Genomic DNA, 15,254 nt, shown 5'->3' with positions numbered 1-15,254 from the left:
CAGGTACCGCCTCTCATCTGCCGCACTATCCTCCCATCATCCGACGGGACGGACTACGCCCGTCGCGAAGGACCACGGCGGCAGCTCCAGGTCGAAACCGCCCTCGCCGCTCACTTCCACGTCCGCAAGGGCTGCAGGCGAGGCCTCGCCGGGCACGCCCTCGTCGGGACCGGCGCCCGCCATCACGGTCACCGACGCCGCGACCGTACCCGCCGCAGGCAGTTCCACCGCAGCCGTGCGCGCCGTGTCGGTGGCGTTGACCAGCCGCAGCACGTACTCGGTGCCGCGCTCGCCCGCGCGCGAGAGCGCCCCGGCGACGACCCGCTGCTCGGGCCGCAGGTCCTGCTCGTAGTCGTGCCGCAGCTCGCCGTCGACCCACACGCGCACGCGCGGCCCGTCGAGCTTGATACGCACGAGCACCGGTTCGCCGGTCTGCACGCCCTTCCACGGCAGCGGCCCGTGGTCGTTCTCGCCGATCCCGTCGTCGCTGCGCGTCACCGAGGTCGACTTGTTCTGCCACGCCCCGAGCTGCACTTCGATGAAGCTCTGCGGCGCTTCGGGACCGAGCCGCACCACGAACCCCTCGGTGCCGTCCCGGCGCTCGGCCGCGAACGACAGCTCGGCCGCGGCCGGGTCGATCCGGCCCAGCAGCACGCCCTCGCCGTCAGGCCCGGTGACCACCTCGGGCACCGGGTTCCCGTCGAGCACCACGTCAGTGAACTGGACGGTCGCCCCACGCGACTGCAGCAGCGCCGTGCCCTCGCGCGGGATCGCCACCGGAACCGGCTGCACCCCTTCGAGTTCGACCGCGTGGACCCGTTCGCCCCGCTCGGCGCCGAAACCGCGCTGCACGTAGTACGACGCGCTCGGCCGCACCTCGTCGGCGGTGAAGTAGATCAGGTCCGGCTCCCACTGCGTGTGCCCCACGCGCGCCAGCAGCGGCGCATACGAAGCGAGCCGCACCACTTCAGGACGCCGTTCGAGCCCGATCATGTACGCCGCCTCGGCCAGCGCCGAGCGCACCTTGTTCGACCGGGCCGCGTACTCGCCGATGTAGACCTTCGCGCCGTCCGGGTCGTACGCCTCGTACCGGTCGATGTTCTGGTGGAACCAGCGCGGGATCTGGTACCCGTGCTCGTCGACGACCGGGGTGCCGCGCTCGCGCGCGTACGCCCACCCGGCCTCGTAGTCGGGCCCGGCGGGCTGCGGCCCGCTCGTGCCGATGACCGCGAGCTCGGGGTACGCGGCGCGCACCGCGTCCTCGATGCGGGCGTACCGGTCCCGGAACGCGTCGGTGATCTGGTCCTCGTTGCCGATGCCGAGGTACTTGAGCCCGAACGGCTCCGGGTGCCCCAGCTCGGCCCGCTTCGCGCCCCACACCGTGTCGGTGCCGCCGTTGGCGAACTCGACCAGGTCGAGCACGTCCTGAACGTACTGGCCCATCTCGGCCTCGGGGATCGGCGCGCCGCCGCCCGGGGTGTTCTGGCAGCACACGCCCGCCGCGACGATCGGGACCGGCGTCGCGCCCGTGGCCGCGCACAGCTCGAAGTATTCGACGTACCCGATCTGGCGCGACTGGTGGTAGCCCCACAGGTTGCGGATCTGCTCGCGCTCGTGGCGCGGCCCGATCGTGCGCTTCCAGTGGTACAGGTTCTCCAGGCCCAGCCCGTGCGCCACGCACCCGCCGGGGAAGCGGATGAAACTCGGCTTCAGGTCCTGCAGCGCCGCAAGGAGATCGGGACGGAACGTCAGCGGCTCGCCGTCAGGCCCGAGGGGCCGCAGCGAGACGCAGTCCAGGTCCACGGCACCCGCCGCGATGCCGACATGCAGCCGGGCCCGGCCGCCGCGCACCGCGACCAGATCGACCTCGATCAGCCGCCACCCGCCGGGCGCCACCTCGGCGTCCGCTCCGGCGAGGTCGCCGACACCGAACCCCAGCACGACCGACTCGCCGTGCGCCCGCGCGAAACACGACAGCCTGAGCCGGTCGCCCTCGACCAGGCCGACCTCGTCCCAGCCCTCGTTCTCCAGGCCCGCCGGGCCGGTGAGGCGCACGTGCTGCGCGTTGTTCTCGTGCACCGGGTCGTCCTGGCGTACTTCGACACCGCCCGTGGCGGTCCACCCGGTGAGCGCGTTCCAACCGGCCCTGTCGGCCTCGTTGAACTCGAAGTCGCCGTTGCGGACCAGCTCGGCGTTGAGTCCGCCGTCGAGGGCGTCGTTCAGGTCCTCGATGAACAGGCCCCACAGTTCGGGGGCCGCGTCGGCGCCAGCGGCGCCGACGCGGACGGTGAAGCGCTCGCTCACGCGAGGTCGCCGCTCACGGTGACGAACGAGTGCGCGGGCAGGTGCACGCGCAGCTTCGAGCCCTCGAGCTTCACGCCCTCGTGCGCGCGCGGCGCCACGGCCTCGAGCGCCTCAGGCGTGTTGTGCGACTGCAGCGTGTCGGCGGTGAGGATCAGCGCCTCGTACGCGCCCAGGCCGCCGCCGCGCAGGTCGATCTCGACGTCCTGTGCGGCCTCGGCGTCCAGGTTCGACAGCGAGACGAGCAGGCGGCCGTCCTTGCGGGAAGCGGAGACCGACACCGTCGGCAGCTCCTTGCCGTCGACCTCGCGGACCGGGAGGCCCTTCGGGGCGTCCACGCGCAGGCTCGCGGCGTCCTGGTGGCCCTTGTTCATCTGGAACACGTGGTAGGTCGGGGTGAGCACCAGCGCGCCCGAGTCGGGGTCGGTGAGGATCATCGCCTGGAGGACGTTCACCGTCTGCGCGATGTTGGCCATCACGAGCCGGTCGGCGTGCTTGTGGAAGATGTCGAAGTGGAGGCTCGCCACGAGCGCGTCGCGCATCGTGTTCTGCTGGTACAGGAACCCGGGGTTGGTGCCGGGCTCGACGTCCCACCAGGTGCCCCACTCGTCCAGCACGATCCCGATCTCCTTGGTCGGGTCGTACAGGTCCATGACGTTGGCGTGGCCCGTGAGGAGCTCGTCGGTGCGGTTGGCCTTGAGCATCGTCGTGTAGTACTCGTCGGTCGAGAAGTCCTTCGCGTCGCCCTTCTTGTCCCAGGTGCCCGCGATCGTGTAGTAGTGCACGGAGACGGCGGAGTAGAGCTTGCGCTCGACGCGCTGGCAGCCGATGTGGCTCAGCTGCTCCATGAGCGTCTTGGTCCACTCGAAGTTGAAGTCGGCGGCCCCGGCGGCGATGCGGTAGAGCTTGTTGTCGCCGTAGTCGCGGCAGTAGGTGGCGTACTTGCGGGCGTCGAGCGCGTACTGCTCGGCGGTCATGTTGCCGCCGCAGCCCCAGGTCTCGTTGCCCAGGCCCCAGAACTTGACCTTCCACGGCTCTTCGCGGCCGTTCTGCTTGCGCAGGCGGACCATGGGGGAGTCGCCGTCGCGGGTGAGGTACTCGACCCACTCGCTCATCTCGCGGACGGTGCCGGAGCCGACGTTGCCGGAGATGTACGGCTCGGTCTCGAGCAGCTCGCACAGGGCCATGAACTCGTGGGTGCCGAAGTGGTTGTTCTCCTCGACCCCGCCCCAGTGGGTGTTGATCATGGCGGCGCGGTCCTCTTTGGGGCCGATGCCGTCCATCCAGTGGTACTCGTCGGCGAAGCAGCCGCCGGGCCAGCGCAGGTTGGGGATGTCGAGGGCCCGGAGGGCTTCGACGACGTCGAGGCGGATGCCGCCCTCGTTGGGGATGTCGGAGTCCTCGCCGACGTAGAACCCGCCGTAGATGCAGCGGCCCAGGTGCTCGGCGAAGTGGCCGTACACGTGCTTGCTGATCTGGGGGCCTTCGATGTCGACGTTGATGACGGCGGAAACGGCGTCGTTGCTCATTAGGGGCCTTCCTGGCGGTAGAGCACATGGTGTTTATCGGTAAAGCGCGGTTCACTCTACCCGGTCCCGTACCCGCCGTGTCAAGCCCCGGACGCAGAACGGCCCGGGCGTTTCCGCCCGGGCCGTGCAGTACCGGCGAGGTCAGACCTCGATGTGGGAGCCGACGATGATGGTGCGGTCCCTCGGCAGCTGGAAGTGCTCGGCCGCGTCCGAGGTGATGTGCGAGGTGGCGATGAACAGGTGCTTGCGCCAGGTCGCCATCGTCGGTTCCGTCCCGGCCTTCAGCTGGATCGTGGACAGGAAGTACACGGCCTTGTCCAGGCGGAGTTTGCGGCCCTCGGACTGCTCGGGGCGCACCAGGCTCAGCGCGCGCGGCACGTCGGGGGTCTCGGCGTAGCCGAAGCGGGCGGTCACGTGGATGACCGAGTCCTGGCAGTTCCCGAGGTCGTCGACGATGATGCGCTCGTCGTCCGGGACGCGCGGCACCGGCTCGGTCTGGACCGCGAGCACCACGGTCTGCGCGTACCGGGCGTGGTTGAGCTCCAAAGCGGCCCGCAGCGCCAGCGGCGCGGTCGCGTTGCCCCGGCCGAGGTACACGCCGGTGCCCGGCACCTGGGCGGCCTTCGGCTCGCCGCGGCGCATCTTGTCGACGAATTCCCGCAGCGGCCCCTCGCGGCGCTCGCGCTCGGCCGAGACGACCTCCCGGCCGCGCTGCCACGTGATCATCACGGTGAACGCGGTGACGCCGATGAGCAGCGGCAGCCACGCGCCGTGGATGATCTTGGTGCTGCTCGCGGCCAGGAAGGTCACGTTGAGCGCCAGCAGCATGCCGCCGCCGGTCCACAGCACCCACCTCGGCGTGCCCCAGCGGACGCGCGCGAAGTACAGGAACAGCACGGTGACAATGACGATCGTCCCGATCACGGCCATGCCGTAGGCGAACGCCAGCGCCTCAGAGGTCTGGAAGGCGAACACCAGGATCAGGACCGAGACCATGAGCAGCCAGTTGATCCACGGCACGTAGATCTGGCCGTAGTGGTGCTCCGAGGTGTGCGCGACGCGCAGGCGCGGCAGGTAGCCCAGCTCCGAGGCCTGCGAGGCCACTGAGTACGCGCCGCTGATGACGGCCTGCGAGGCGATCACCGTGGCCATGCCCGTCAGGACCAGCAGCGGAATGCGCGACCACTCGGGGGCGAGCAGGAAGAACGAGCCCTGGATGTTCCCGGTGTCCTCCAGGATGAGCGCGCCCTGGCCCATGTAGTTGAGCAGCAGCGCCGGGAAGACCATGAACAGCCACGCGCGTGAGATCGGCTTGCGCCCGAAGTGACCCATGTCCGCGTACAGCGCTTCGGCGCCGGTGAACGTCAGGATGACCGCGGCGAGCGCGAAGAACGCGATGCCGAAGTGGCCGAACAGGAAGTCGACCGCGTACACGGGGGAGAGGGCCCGGAGGATCTCGGGGTTGCTGGCGATGCCGCCGATGCCGAGCACCGCGAGGACGGTGAACCACACGATCATGATGGGCCCGAAGAACTTGCCGATGACGGCGGTGCCCTTGCGCTGGAACGCGAACAGCAGCACGATGATCGCGACCGTGGCCGGGATGATGAACGTCTCGAGGTCGGGGTTGACCGTCTTGATGCCTTCGACGGCCGAGAGCACCGAGATCGCGGGCGTGATCATGCTGTCGCCGAGGAACAGCGCCGCGCCGAAGATGCCGAGCGCGGCGAGCGCGAGCCCGGCCTTGCGGCCCCGGCCCTGGCTGTGGCGGCGGATCAGCGTGATGAGGGCCATGATGCCGCCCTCGCCGTCGTTGTCCAGGCGCATCACGAGGCCGACGTAGAAGACCGTCACGATGAGCACGAGCGACCAGAAGATCAGCGAGATCACGCCGTAGACGTTCGCGATGTTCGTGGGCACCGGGTGCGGGTCGGCGGGGTTGAAGATCGTCTGGAGGGCGTAGATCGGGCTGGTGCCGATGTCGCCGTAGACGACGCCGAGGGCGCCTACGAGGAGGGCGAGCTTCGCGGTCCCCCGGGGGGTGGGGGTGCGCGGGCGGTCGGAGTGCGACTCCAGCCCCGGGTCGGCGGTGTCTGCACTGGTCTGAGCGGTCAAGGGTGTGCTCCTTTCGCTGCAGGATCGTAGTCCGGCAAACCAGGGAAAACCCGTTTCGTGATCGATGATCGCGAATCCATACGTTTTCTTGACGCGAGCGGCTGCGATCCCTACAACCCGTTGACGGCGGGCCTGCGCTGCGTACTCAGATCCCGAACCAGCATTCGGCGCGCCCGTCGAAGTCCCGGGCCCCAGTCGGCCGGGCCGATCGGCGGCGACGGCACCGCATGGAGCACCGCCAGCCCCTCGCCCGCGCGCCGCGACAGCGACACCTTCTCGTCGGGGCCGCGCTCGGGCCAGAGCGCACGCAGGTCCCGGCCCGGCAGTAACGGGGGGGGGGGGGGGGGGGGGGGGGGGGGGGGGGGGGGGGGGGGGGGGGGCGGGGGGGGGGGGGGGGGGGGGGGGGGGGGGGGGGGGGGGGGGGGAGGGGGGGGGGGGGGGGGGGGGGGGGGGGGGGGGGGGGGGAGGGGGGGGAGGGGGGGGGGGGGGGGGGTTTTTTTTTTTTTTTTTTTCCCCCCCCCCCCCCCCCCCCCCCCCCCCCCCCCCCCCCCCCAGGGCCCCCCCCCCCCCCCCCCCCCCCCCCCCTCGCTGCGTGTTCACCCTCCGGCGATCGACGGCAGGATCTGCACGTCGAACCCCCGCACCGGCGTCTCCAGGCCCTGCAGGCGCCGGCTCTCCTCGTCGCCGACATAGACGTTCACGTACCGGCGCAGCCGCCCGGCCTCGTCCCGCAGCCGCCGCCCCAGCCGCGGGTGGGCCGCGGCGACCCGGTCGAGCACGTCCCCGAGGGTCGCCTCCTCCGGGACGACGATGTCGAGGTGGCGGACCCCGCCGCACTCGGAGGCCAGCGCGGCGGGGAGTTTCACGTCGATGTTCACGGGGTCTCCATGGCGCGGACGCACAGGACGTCGGGCAGGTGGGCGGCGACGGGGTGCCAGTGGCCGGTGTCGTCGGCGGCCCAGACGTCGCCGCAGCGGGTGCCGAAGTACCAGCCGGGGTCGGCGGCGTAGTCGGTGCAGGCGCCGTCGCGCATGACGGTCCCGAAGTACGGTTCGGCGGGGAGGCCGGTCCCCCACTTGGTCCAGGTGTCGCCGGAGTCGGTGGTGCGCCAGGCGCTGATGTGGTGGCCGGGCGGGGTGCGGTCCATGGATTCGCCGACGGGCCAGGCGACGACGGTGCCGGCGTCGGTGGGGTGGGCGACCATGGCGAATCCGAAGTTGGAGGGGAGGGTGGCGGAGATGTTCTCCCAGCCGCCGTCGGGGCGGGTGGCGCGGTAGGCGGGGCCGTGGGATTGGGCGTAGAGGGTGCCTGCGGCGTCGCGGGTGACTTTGTGGATGCACTGGCCGGAGTCGGGTTCGGTGTCGGGGCCGTAGTCGACGGTGATGCCTTTGGTGATGCCGGTCCAGGTCTTGCCGTCGTCGCCGGTCTGGTAGATGCCGCCTGAGGAGATGGCGACGGTGAGGTGTTGTTCGTTGTTCGGGTCGGGGACGATGGTGTGGACGGCGGGTCCGCCGGCGCCGGAGGCCCAGGTGGTGTGTTCGGGGTGGTCCCAGAGGGCCTGGTTGAAGGTGAAGGTGTCGCCGCCGTCGTCGGAGGTCCAGAGGCTGGTGGGTTCGACGCCGGCCCAGACGCGCTGGCCGGGGCCGTAGGTGAGCTGCCAGATGCGTTTGACGGTGTTGGTCTGGTCGGAGTCGGGGCGGTCGGTGCCGGCGTCGTCGGAGAAGTCCAGGGGCCGGTAGGGCAGGTCCTGGGGGAAGGCCATGGGGGCGTTCTCGGGTTCGGACCAGGTCTGGGCGTGGTCGTTCGAGCGCCAGATGGAGGGTCCGAAGAAGGTGGAGGCGCCGACGAGGACGCGGCCGGTGGCGGGGTCGCAGGCGGCGGCGTAGATCTCGGCTACGGCGGTGAAGCCGTCGTCGTCGAGTTTGACGGGGCCGTCGACGGTCCAGGTGGTGCGGTCGTCGGAGCGGGCGGTGAAGAGTCCTTTGCGGGTGCCGATGAGGACGAGGTAGGCCATGGGAGGCTCCTTTGCCGTGTCGTGTGGCTGCTCGTCCCCATCGTCGCGCCCGGGTGTGACGTTTTCAGGCGGTTGCGGGTTTCCCCTGGTGGACGAGCGTGGTGAGGTGGTCGGCGACTTCGGCGGGGGTGCGGTGGGTGGTGTCGATGACGTCGGTGGCGTCGCGCATCCATTCGTGGAGGGCGGTCTCGTAGGTGTCGCGGTGGTCGAGGCGCCACTGCTTGGCGGTGGGTTCTTCGGTGTCCGCTTCGACGCGCTGGCGGAAGGTGTCGCGGTCGGCGTGGAGGGTGAAGGCGCGCAGGGGGATGCCGTGTTGTGCGAAGCCGTCGGTGAGTTCGGTCCAGTAGTGGTGTTGGAGTACGGATTGGGGGATGACGAGGGTGCCGCCGACGTAGTCGAGGACTTGGCGGGCGGTCTCGATGGTGAGGCCGCGCCAGGGGTCCCATTCTTTGAAGTCGTAGTGCGGGAGGTCGCCGATGATGGGGCGCAGGAGGTATCCGATGTGCTCGGAGTCGAAGACGCGGGCGGGGAGGGCGTCTTTGAGCAGGCGCGCGGTCGTGGTCTTGCCGGCGCCGAAGTTGCCGTTGAGCCATACGATCATTCGGGGGAATCTAGCAGGAGCGGTCTTGTTGCGGCGGAACTGTTTGTGTTACGTTGCGAACACCCCGGGCGCATCGCTGCGTCGACCTGCCCGTTCTCGTCCCGTTAGGACGCCGCCTGTGCGCATTCCCCGTCTGCTCCTGGTTTTCCCGCTCGTGTTCGCGGCCGGGTGCTCCGACCTGTCCGGTCTCGCCGATGACGCGACGTCCGGTGCCCCGGCGGGGGCCGGTACGCAGGTGTCGAACGAGTTCAGTGACACCGCGCCGTTCACCGTCGCGGTGGATGCGGCTGATCTGACCGCCGGTATCGAGTCGTTGGAGGTCGCCGGGGAGCGCGACTCGGGCTATGACCGGTCGCTGTTCCCGCATTGGAAGGACGACGACGGCAACGGGTGCGACGCCCGCGACGACGTCCTGGTGAAGCAGGACCGCACGGGTGCGCTGAGCGAGGCCGACTGCGATGCGGCGATGACCGGCGAGTGGATCTCGATGTATGACGGCGAGACGGTGACCGCCTCGGGTGACATCGACATCGACCATTTCGTGCCGCTCAAGGAAGCGTGGGGTTCGGGTGCGGTCGACTGGACCACCGAGGACCGCCGGGTGTACGCGAACTGGCAGGAGAACAACTGGCATCTCATCGCGGTGACGGCCTCCTCGAACCGGTCCAAGTCGGATCAGGACCCGGCCGAGTGGATGCCCACGGATGCAGCGGTGTGGTGCGCCTATATCTGGGCGTGGGTCGAGGTCAAGACCGAGTGGCATCTGAGTGTCGACGAGGCCGAGAAGACCGCGCTGCTGGACTACACCGCGTCGAGCTGCTAGCCGAGCGCGAGCCAGGTGATACCGCGTGCCTCGACCGCGGCGCGTTCGGTGCCGGTGAACGGGTCGCGGCCGGTGGCCTTCGCGATGAACGCCACCTGATCCAGTCCGAGGCCTGCCAGCGCGGTGTCGTAGCCGGGTCCGAGGAGGAGCGCGGTGACGTGTGCGGCGGCTTCGGGTGTGGTCCAGCGGGGCCGGTCGAGGGCGTCGGCGAGGTCGATGCCGTGGACGGCGGTTTCGACGACGCGGGTGGTGAGGAAGTCTGCGAGGGTCATGGGGTCGCCGTGGCGGGTGGTGACGCGCCGTCCCGCGGGTTCGGTGGCGCACCGGTCGAGGACGTCGCGGCTGGTGGTGTGGAAGCGGGCGGCGAGGGCCGGTCCCCCGTCGGCGGCGGCTTCGGTGGCGGCGTCGACGCGGATGTGGTTGGTCTCGGGTGAGAAGCGTTCGTCGGGCCGGTAGTACCCGGCGGCGTCGACGAGCGCTTCGGGGGGTTCGGGGGCGTCGAGCATGGGGCCGAGGCGGGCGAGGGCTCCGGTGATGTGCGCGGTGAGCGCGGCGGCGTCCCAGGGGGTGCAGCGCGTCGGTGCGGCCCAGTCGGTGTCGGCGAGTCCGGCCAGGACGGTGTCGAGGCGGGCGGTTTCGGCGGTGAGCGCGGCGAGCGGCGCGGATGCGATCATGAGGTCGGATTCTATTTCCCCCGCAAGGAGGTTCGCATGTCGTATGCCGCTGTCATCCGTCCCGTGATCGACCGGGTCCACGTGTCGCTGCGGCGCGCGGCGCGCCCTGAGATCAGGGACCTGTATGCGCGGCGGGGCCTGAAGCCGGGGGTGGAGATCGACGTGTTCCCGGCGCTGCTGGACCACCCGGTGCCGGAGGCGGCGCTGGCGGCGCGGATGGCGTACTGGCCGTTCGATCCGGACGCCGCCGAGGCGCCGGGCCTGGTCGAGCGCATCGACGGGTGCTGGCATCTGACCGAGCGGGGCCGCGAGGTCGTCTTGGAGGCCGACCGGGTCCTCGCGGCGACCGCGGAGCGGTTGTGGTCGTACCGGCCGAGTCCGTCGATGCCGGGCCTGGCCGCGGTCGAGGCGGTGGTGCCGCTGGTGGGGCGGCTGCTGGAGGCCGGGCAGGCGACTGGGGGCCTGGTGTTTCGGGTGTTGACGCCGGTGTGGGAGCCTGCGGGGGCGTCGCCGTCGGCGCTGCTGGCGTCGCGGGTGGAGGCGCTGCGGCACTACCGGGCCGATGCGCACCGGGCCGCCTGGGGTGCGGCGGGCCTGACGGCCGAGGGCATCCAGGCGTTGGAGCCCGGTCCGGCACGCGAGGCGATCGAAGCGGAGACGAACCGGCTCGACGCGCCGGTCTACGAGGTGCTGGACGCCGATGAGCGCCTGGTCCTGCTGGGCGGGCTCGGTGCGCTCCCCGACGGCCTGACCGACCGGTAGGCGAATGGTCTTCGCGGTGGCGTAGGTTGCGGGGCATGACGAATGAGGCTTGGGAGGCGCGTGTAGCCGCGCTGTGGGACCGGATCGACGAGTACGGCGAGGACGCGTTCGTCGCCGCGATGAAGGACCTCGCCGCCGAGTGCGGGCCTGAGGACCCGGTGGCGCTGTTCGAGGTCGGCGGCGCACACGACTCGACCGGCCGCACGGCCGAGGCTGTCGGCTACTACGAGCGGGCGATCGCCGCGGGCCTTGCCGGGGTGCGGCGCCGCCGGGTGTCGATCCAGATGGCGTCGTCGCTGCGCGAGCTCGGCGAACCCGAACGGGCCCTGGAGATCCTGGCCGAAGAGCGTGGGCGCGGCTCGAACGAGTACGACGACGCCCTCGCGATGTGCGAGGCGCTGACCCTCGCGAAGCTCGGCCGCGACCGGGAGGGCCTGTCGGTCGCCCTGATCGCCCTCGCGCCGCATCTCCCCCGCTACCAGCGGTCCACAGTGAACTATGCGAGGGGCCTGGTCGGCCTCGACCCGGCCTGACCCCTAGGAGCCGACGGGGTCGGCGAGGACTTCGGCGAGGTTGCGGGCGAGGTCGGCGGCCGGTTCGCTCAACGGGGGTCCTTCACGAGGTCCAGGAGGAGCCGGGCGCGGTCGGCCGGGGGCGCTGGCGGGATGCGGACGATGTCGTAGCCGTGCTCGACGTAGGCCGCTATATGGACCTGCTCGAAGCGGCGGGCGCCTGCGAGGTCGATGCGGCGCACCGGGGTCGCCTCGATGGACCCGAGCAGGTCGAGCAGGTACACGCGGGTTTCGTAGACGCATTCGTGCTTGATGCGGTCGAGTTCGGCGGTGAGGACGGGCCCGACGGGGTTGCCGGTGAAGCGGGCCAGCGCGAGCGCGCACACCGGGGACCGGTCGAACCACTGGTCGGGGCCCGGCAGTCGGTCGGCGGCGGTCTGGCGTTCGCGTTGGAGGGCGGCGATCTGGTCGGTGAATCCGGGCCGCTCCCACGGGGTGTCGTCGCCTGCGGCCTGGGCGGTTGCGATGAGGTCGGTGGCGGCTTCGGCGACCGTGGTGTGCCCGGCCTCGGCCAGGTGGCGCAGGACGGTGGTCTTTCCGGCGCCGGGGGCTCCGGTGAGGACGTGGCGGCGGATCAGGGCCTCCTGCGGTAGGTGTCGAGTGCCAGGTCGCGTGCGGTGCGGACGATGTCCCGGTCGCTGCCGTCGAGGCGGGTTTCGAGTGCGGCGGCGGCGAGGCAGTAGAGCTTGAGTGCGGCGCGGGTCCCGGTGTCGTGGTCGCAGCCGGTGACCCCGGTGGCGGCGTCCCACGCCTGCGCCCAGAGCGGTCCGAGGGTGTCGGCGAGGGCGTCCCACAGGTCGTTCTCGGAGTCGGCGAGGATCTGGTGTGCCGCGGCCATCGGGTGGCCGAGCCGCAGGGCGAGGACCTGGCGGTTCGCGGCCGCGGCCCGGGGCCGGTCGAGGGCGAGCATTCCGCAGACCTTGTGGACCTCTTCGGCGAGGCCGACGAGTTCGCCTGCGGCCCAGTGGTTCGCGTCCGGGAGGTCGTCCCATGTCCACTGGTGTGCGCGGGCCTGGAGGCGGGCCATGAGCCCGGCCGGGTCGTAGAGGATCTGTGCGCCCCGCCAGCCGTTGACAGCAGTGATGGCTTCCCACGGGCGCGTGAACGCGCCTTCGAGATCCTCGGCGCTGGTGCGGGTGAGGGTGACCATGCGGCCCTCGACCTGGCGGACTTCGGTCCCCGGGTCCTGTTCGGCGGCGGCGATCAGGTCGATGTCCGAATGCGGGTGGTCGGTGCCTGCCGCGACGGACCCGAACAGGCCGATACCGAGTGTGCCGGGGGCGGGGTCGGCGGCGAGCCGTGCGGCGATCGCGCGGGCGTGGAGGGTGTGCTGCACGCGTCGAGTATCGCCACCGCCGTCACCGGTGTCGACCGTTAATACGCCCCGGTAGTACTTGATCTTCCCGGAGATGTAGTCGCGTTTCGCGGCGAGGTCGTCCATGCGGGCGTCGACGGCGACCCGGTGGGCCTCCAGGAGCCGGATGCGTTCGGGAATCGTCTGGTCGCCTTCGCGGACGAGGTCGGCGAAGCGGGCCATCTGCTCCACGGGCATCCCGGTGTCGCGCAGGCATTTCAACGTGCCGAGCCATTCGAGGTCGGCGTCGGTGAACCGCCGCTGCCCGGTCGCGGTCCGCCCGACCTCGTCGATCAAGCCGATGCGCTCGTAGTACCGGAGCGTGTCCATGGTGAATCCGGAGCGGCGCGCGCACTCGCCGATCGTGTAGGTCGCCGCCGTTGCATTGTCTGCCACGAGAAACGAGGATACTCCACGTCGCCTGCCTGCGGGTTTGCGCTGGAGTCCACTCCAAGCCCTAGCGTCGGAAGCAAGAGAAGCGAACGGAAGGAGACCGCTGTGGAGCGGATCGCATTGGGACCGGACCGGATCGGCGTGTCGCGCCTGTGCCTGGGGGCGATGGCCCTGGGCGGCGTGCAGGACGAGGCGACGAGCTTCGCGATCCTCGACCGGTTCACCGAACTGGGCGGGAACTTCATCGACACCGCCAACTGCTACATGTTCTGGATTCCCGGAGGCACCGGCGACGAGTCGGAGCTGCTGCTGGGCCGCTGGCTCGCCGCCCGCGGCAACCGCGGGGACCTCGTCATCGCGACGAAGGTGGGGCGCCGTCCCTCGTTCCCCGGCGGCGGCCTGGAGCATTCGGAGCCGTTGACGCCCGAACGGATCGGCGCCGGGCTCGAGGAGTCGCTGGAGCGCCTCGGCACGGACTACGTGGACCTGTTCTGGTCGCACCGCGACGACCGGGCCACGCCGATCGAGGACACGGTCGCCGGTTTCGACGCCGTGGTGCGGGCGGGGAAGACCCGGATGGTCGGGGCGTCGAACCACACCGCGTGGCGCGTCGAGCGGGCCCGGCAGATCGCCGCGGCCACCGGCGCGGCCGCGTACACGGCGATGCAGAACCGCTACTCCTACCTGAAGCCGCGCCCGGGGGCGGTGCTGCCCGAGGGCGGGCACGTCCACGCCGCCGACACCGACCTCGACTTCATCGCCGGAACCGAGGGCATGGCGGTGCTCGCGTACTCCTCGCTGCTGTCGGGGTCGTACACGAACCCGGCGAAGCCGCTCGGGGACCACTACCGCCACCCCGGCACCGACGCGCGCCTCAAGGTCCTCGACGAGGTCGCCTCGGAGACGGGGGCGACGCGGGGCCAGGTCGTGCTGGCGTGGCTGGCCGGCCTCGCGGCGCCGGTGATCCCCCTGGTCGGGGTGTCGTCGGTGGCGCAGCTGGACGAGGCCGCCGCCGGGCTCGACCTGAAGCTCGACGCGGGCCAGCGCGAGCGCCTGGACGCGGCCGCCTAGCCCAGGAAGCTCAGGCGGACGGTCCGGTCGGGGTTGTCGCGGTTGGTGTCGACCAGCAGCACCGACTGCCACGTGCCCAGGGCGATGCGCCCGGCGACGACCGGGAGGGTGGCGTGCGGGGCGACCAGGGCGGGCAGGACGTGGTCCCGGCCGTGCCCGGTCGAGCCGTGCTGGTGGCGCCACCGGTCGGTGCGCGGGAGGAGGTCGGCGAGGGCGTCCAGGAGGTCCTCGTCGGAGCCCGCGCCGGTCTCGATGACGGCGATCCCGGCGGTGGCGTGCGGGACGAACACGTTGAGCAGGCCGTCGCGGGCGCCCACTGAGGACAGGAACGCCTCGCAGTCGCCGGTGAGGTCGCGGACGTGTTCGCGGCGTCCGGTGTGGACGGCGATGGTGGTGGTGCGGAACGCCGGGCTCATAGCTGCCGATCTTGCCACGCCGGACAGTGTCGTACCGTCGGGGTAGGTTCGGTCCACTGCGGCGAGAGGGGCATCCGTGACGACCTATGTGGCGCTACTGCGCGGTGTGAACGTCGGCGGGCACCGGAAGGTCCCGATGGCCGACCTGCGCGACGCCCTCGGCAAGGCCGGGTTCGACCGGGTGCGCACCTACATCCAGTCGGGGAACATCGTCCTGGACTCCGGCCTGGACGCCGGCGCGGTCGCACGCGAGGTGGGCGCGGTGATCGAGGACCGGTTCGGGCACGCCGTCCCGGTGATGGTCCGCACCGCGGCCCAGATCGACCGGATCGCCGCATCGGACCCGTTCGCGGGCCGGGACCTGGACGTGTCGAAAGTGACGGTGACGTTCCTGTCCGGGCCCGCCCCGGCGCTGGCGGTCCCGGAAGGACAGGCCGAGGAAGCGCATGTGGACGGCACCGAGGTGTGGGTGTACTACCCGGCCGGGCTCGGCACCTCCACGCTGGAGCGGACCGGGTTCTGGAAGCCCCTCAAGGGTCTGGAGGCGACCGCCCGGAACCTCCGCACCGTGCGGAAACTGCGGGACATGGCCGCCGCCCGGACACCGGAATGACTGCGGGGCTTGGACT

The 15,254-nt window shown here is 71.2% G+C and carries 14 protein-coding genes and 1 pseudogene; 5 read left to right on the top strand and 10 right to left on the bottom strand.

What is annotated here, in order from left to right:
• Positions 1-36: 36 nt before the first annotated feature.
• The 6 genes from ACZ60M_RS12210 to ACZ60M_RS12185 form a co-directional block, all read right to left on the bottom strand.
• Positions 37-2,304 carry an alpha-L-arabinofuranosidase C-terminal domain-containing protein gene (locus tag ACZ60M_RS12210; RefSeq protein ID WP_465417381.1) on the bottom strand — a complete coding sequence of 756 codons (2,268 nt, stop codon included), beginning with the start codon at positions 2,302-2,304 and terminating at the stop codon, positions 37-39.
• Entirely contained in the window at positions 2,301-3,830 is a 1,530-nt protein-coding gene (locus ACZ60M_RS12205; protein ID WP_465417380.1) for an alpha-N-arabinofuranosidase, read from the bottom strand. Before ACZ60M_RS12205 ends, ACZ60M_RS12210 begins: the two co-directional genes overlap by 4 nt.
• A gap of 141 nt (positions 3,831-3,971) precedes the next feature.
• A complete protein-coding gene (locus ACZ60M_RS12200; RefSeq protein WP_465417416.1) occupies positions 3,972-5,906 on the bottom strand; it encodes a potassium transporter Kup in 1,935 nt (644 codons plus the stop codon).
• Positions 5,907-6,541: 635 nt separating this feature from the next.
• Positions 6,542-6,823 (bottom strand): MoaD/ThiS family protein, encoded by a 282-nt coding sequence (locus ACZ60M_RS12195; protein WP_465417379.1) that lies wholly within the window; start codon positions 6,821-6,823, stop codon positions 6,542-6,544.
• Positions 6,820-7,959, bottom strand: a complete 1,140-nt coding sequence (locus tag ACZ60M_RS12190; RefSeq protein ID WP_465417377.1) for a WD40/YVTN/BNR-like repeat-containing protein — start codon at positions 7,957-7,959, stop codon at positions 6,820-6,822. The genes ACZ60M_RS12195 and ACZ60M_RS12190 overlap by 4 nt, the downstream gene beginning before the upstream one ends.
• A 64-nt stretch (positions 7,960-8,023) precedes the next feature.
• Positions 8,024-8,560: a P-loop nucleotide/nucleoside kinase family protein gene (locus tag ACZ60M_RS12185; RefSeq protein WP_465417375.1), complete on the bottom strand. Its 537-nt coding sequence runs from the start codon at positions 8,558-8,560 to the stop codon at positions 8,024-8,026.
• A gap of 118 nt (positions 8,561-8,678) precedes the next feature.
• Between ACZ60M_RS12185 and ACZ60M_RS12180 the strand changes: the two genes are divergently transcribed.
• Positions 8,679-9,383, top strand: a complete 705-nt coding sequence (locus tag ACZ60M_RS12180) for an HNH endonuclease family protein (RefSeq protein ID WP_465417373.1) — start codon at positions 8,679-8,681, stop codon at positions 9,381-9,383.
• Here the strand turns inward: ACZ60M_RS12180 and ACZ60M_RS12175 are convergent.
• Positions 9,380-10,057: a maleylpyruvate isomerase family mycothiol-dependent enzyme gene (locus tag ACZ60M_RS12175; protein ID WP_465417371.1), complete on the bottom strand. Its 678-nt coding sequence runs from the start codon at positions 10,055-10,057 to the stop codon at positions 9,380-9,382. The two genes, ACZ60M_RS12180 and ACZ60M_RS12175, sit on opposite strands and share 4 nt — an antisense overlap.
• A gap of 36 nt (positions 10,058-10,093) precedes the next feature.
• Here ACZ60M_RS12175 and ACZ60M_RS12170 point away from each other — a divergent pair, with 36 nt between their 5' ends.
• Together ACZ60M_RS12170 and ACZ60M_RS12165 are read left to right on the top strand one after the other, a co-directional pair.
• Positions 10,094-10,819, top strand: coding sequence for a hypothetical protein (locus tag ACZ60M_RS12170; RefSeq protein WP_465417369.1), 726 nt, complete (start codon positions 10,094-10,096; stop codon positions 10,817-10,819).
• Positions 10,820-10,854: 35 nt separating this feature from the next.
• A complete protein-coding gene (locus ACZ60M_RS12165; protein WP_465417368.1) occupies positions 10,855-11,352 on the top strand; it encodes a tetratricopeptide repeat protein in 498 nt (165 codons plus the stop codon).
• Between the two features lie 68 nt (positions 11,353-11,420).
• On the opposite strand, the gene ACZ60M_RS12160 is transcribed toward ACZ60M_RS12165, so the two are convergent.
• Together ACZ60M_RS12160 and ACZ60M_RS12155 are read right to left on the bottom strand one after the other, a co-directional pair.
• Positions 11,421-12,383, bottom strand: coding sequence for an AAA family ATPase (locus tag ACZ60M_RS12160; protein ID WP_465417414.1), 963 nt, complete (start codon positions 12,381-12,383; stop codon positions 11,421-11,423).
• 395 nt (positions 12,384-12,778) lie between these two features.
• Positions 12,779-13,141 (bottom strand): annotated as a pseudogene (locus tag ACZ60M_RS12155) (MerR family transcriptional regulator); the annotation flags it as partial.
• Between the two features lie 102 nt (positions 13,142-13,243).
• Here ACZ60M_RS12155 and ACZ60M_RS12150 point away from each other — a divergent pair.
• Positions 13,244-14,209 carry an aldo/keto reductase gene (locus tag ACZ60M_RS12150; protein WP_465417366.1) on the top strand — a complete coding sequence of 322 codons (966 nt, stop codon included), beginning with the start codon at positions 13,244-13,246 and terminating at the stop codon, positions 14,207-14,209.
• Here the strand turns inward: ACZ60M_RS12150 and ACZ60M_RS12145 are convergent.
• Entirely contained in the window at positions 14,206-14,625 is a 420-nt protein-coding gene (locus tag ACZ60M_RS12145; protein ID WP_465417412.1) for a secondary thiamine-phosphate synthase enzyme YjbQ, read from the bottom strand. The genes ACZ60M_RS12150 and ACZ60M_RS12145 overlap by 4 nt on opposite strands.
• Before the next feature lie 76 nt (positions 14,626-14,701).
• On the opposite strand from ACZ60M_RS12145, the gene ACZ60M_RS12140 reads away from it, so the two are divergent.
• The gene (locus ACZ60M_RS12140; RefSeq protein ID WP_465417364.1) at positions 14,702-15,238 is read left to right on the top strand and encodes a DUF1697 domain-containing protein; all 537 of its coding nucleotides are present in this window, start codon (positions 14,702-14,704) and stop codon (positions 15,236-15,238) included.
• Positions 15,239-15,254: the final 16 nt, after the last annotated feature.

This window comes from Glycomyces sp. NPDC050141 (genome assembly GCF_055586545.1).
Note: the sequence above shows the minus strand (reverse complement) of the source record. Positions and strands in the feature narration are given on the sequence as shown.

Coding starts and splice junctions, on each gene's coding strand:
- ACZ60M_RS12205 (WP_465417380.1), bottom strand. CDS start 3,830: ATGAGCAACGACGCCGTTTCCGCCGTCATCAACGTCGACATCGAAGGC.
- ACZ60M_RS12190 (WP_465417377.1), bottom strand. CDS start 7,959: ATGGCCTACCTCGTCCTCATCGGCACCCGCAAAGGACTCTTCACCGCC.
- ACZ60M_RS12185 (WP_465417375.1), bottom strand. CDS start 8,560: ATGATCGTATGGCTCAACGGCAACTTCGGCGCCGGCAAGACCACGACC.
- ACZ60M_RS12175 (WP_465417371.1), bottom strand. CDS start 10,057: ATGATCGCATCCGCGCCGCTCGCCGCGCTCACCGCCGAAACCGCCCGC.
- ACZ60M_RS12170 (WP_465417369.1), top strand. CDS start 10,094: ATGTCGTATGCCGCTGTCATCCGTCCCGTGATCGACCGGGTCCACGTG.
- ACZ60M_RS12165 (WP_465417368.1), top strand. CDS start 10,855: ATGACGAATGAGGCTTGGGAGGCGCGTGTAGCCGCGCTGTGGGACCGG.
- ACZ60M_RS12160 (WP_465417414.1), bottom strand. CDS start 12,383: ATGGGACGACCTCCCGGACGCGAACCACTGGGCCGCAGGCGAACTCGT.
- ACZ60M_RS12145 (WP_465417412.1), bottom strand. CDS start 14,625: ATGAGCCCGGCGTTCCGCACCACCACCATCGCCGTCCACACCGGACGC.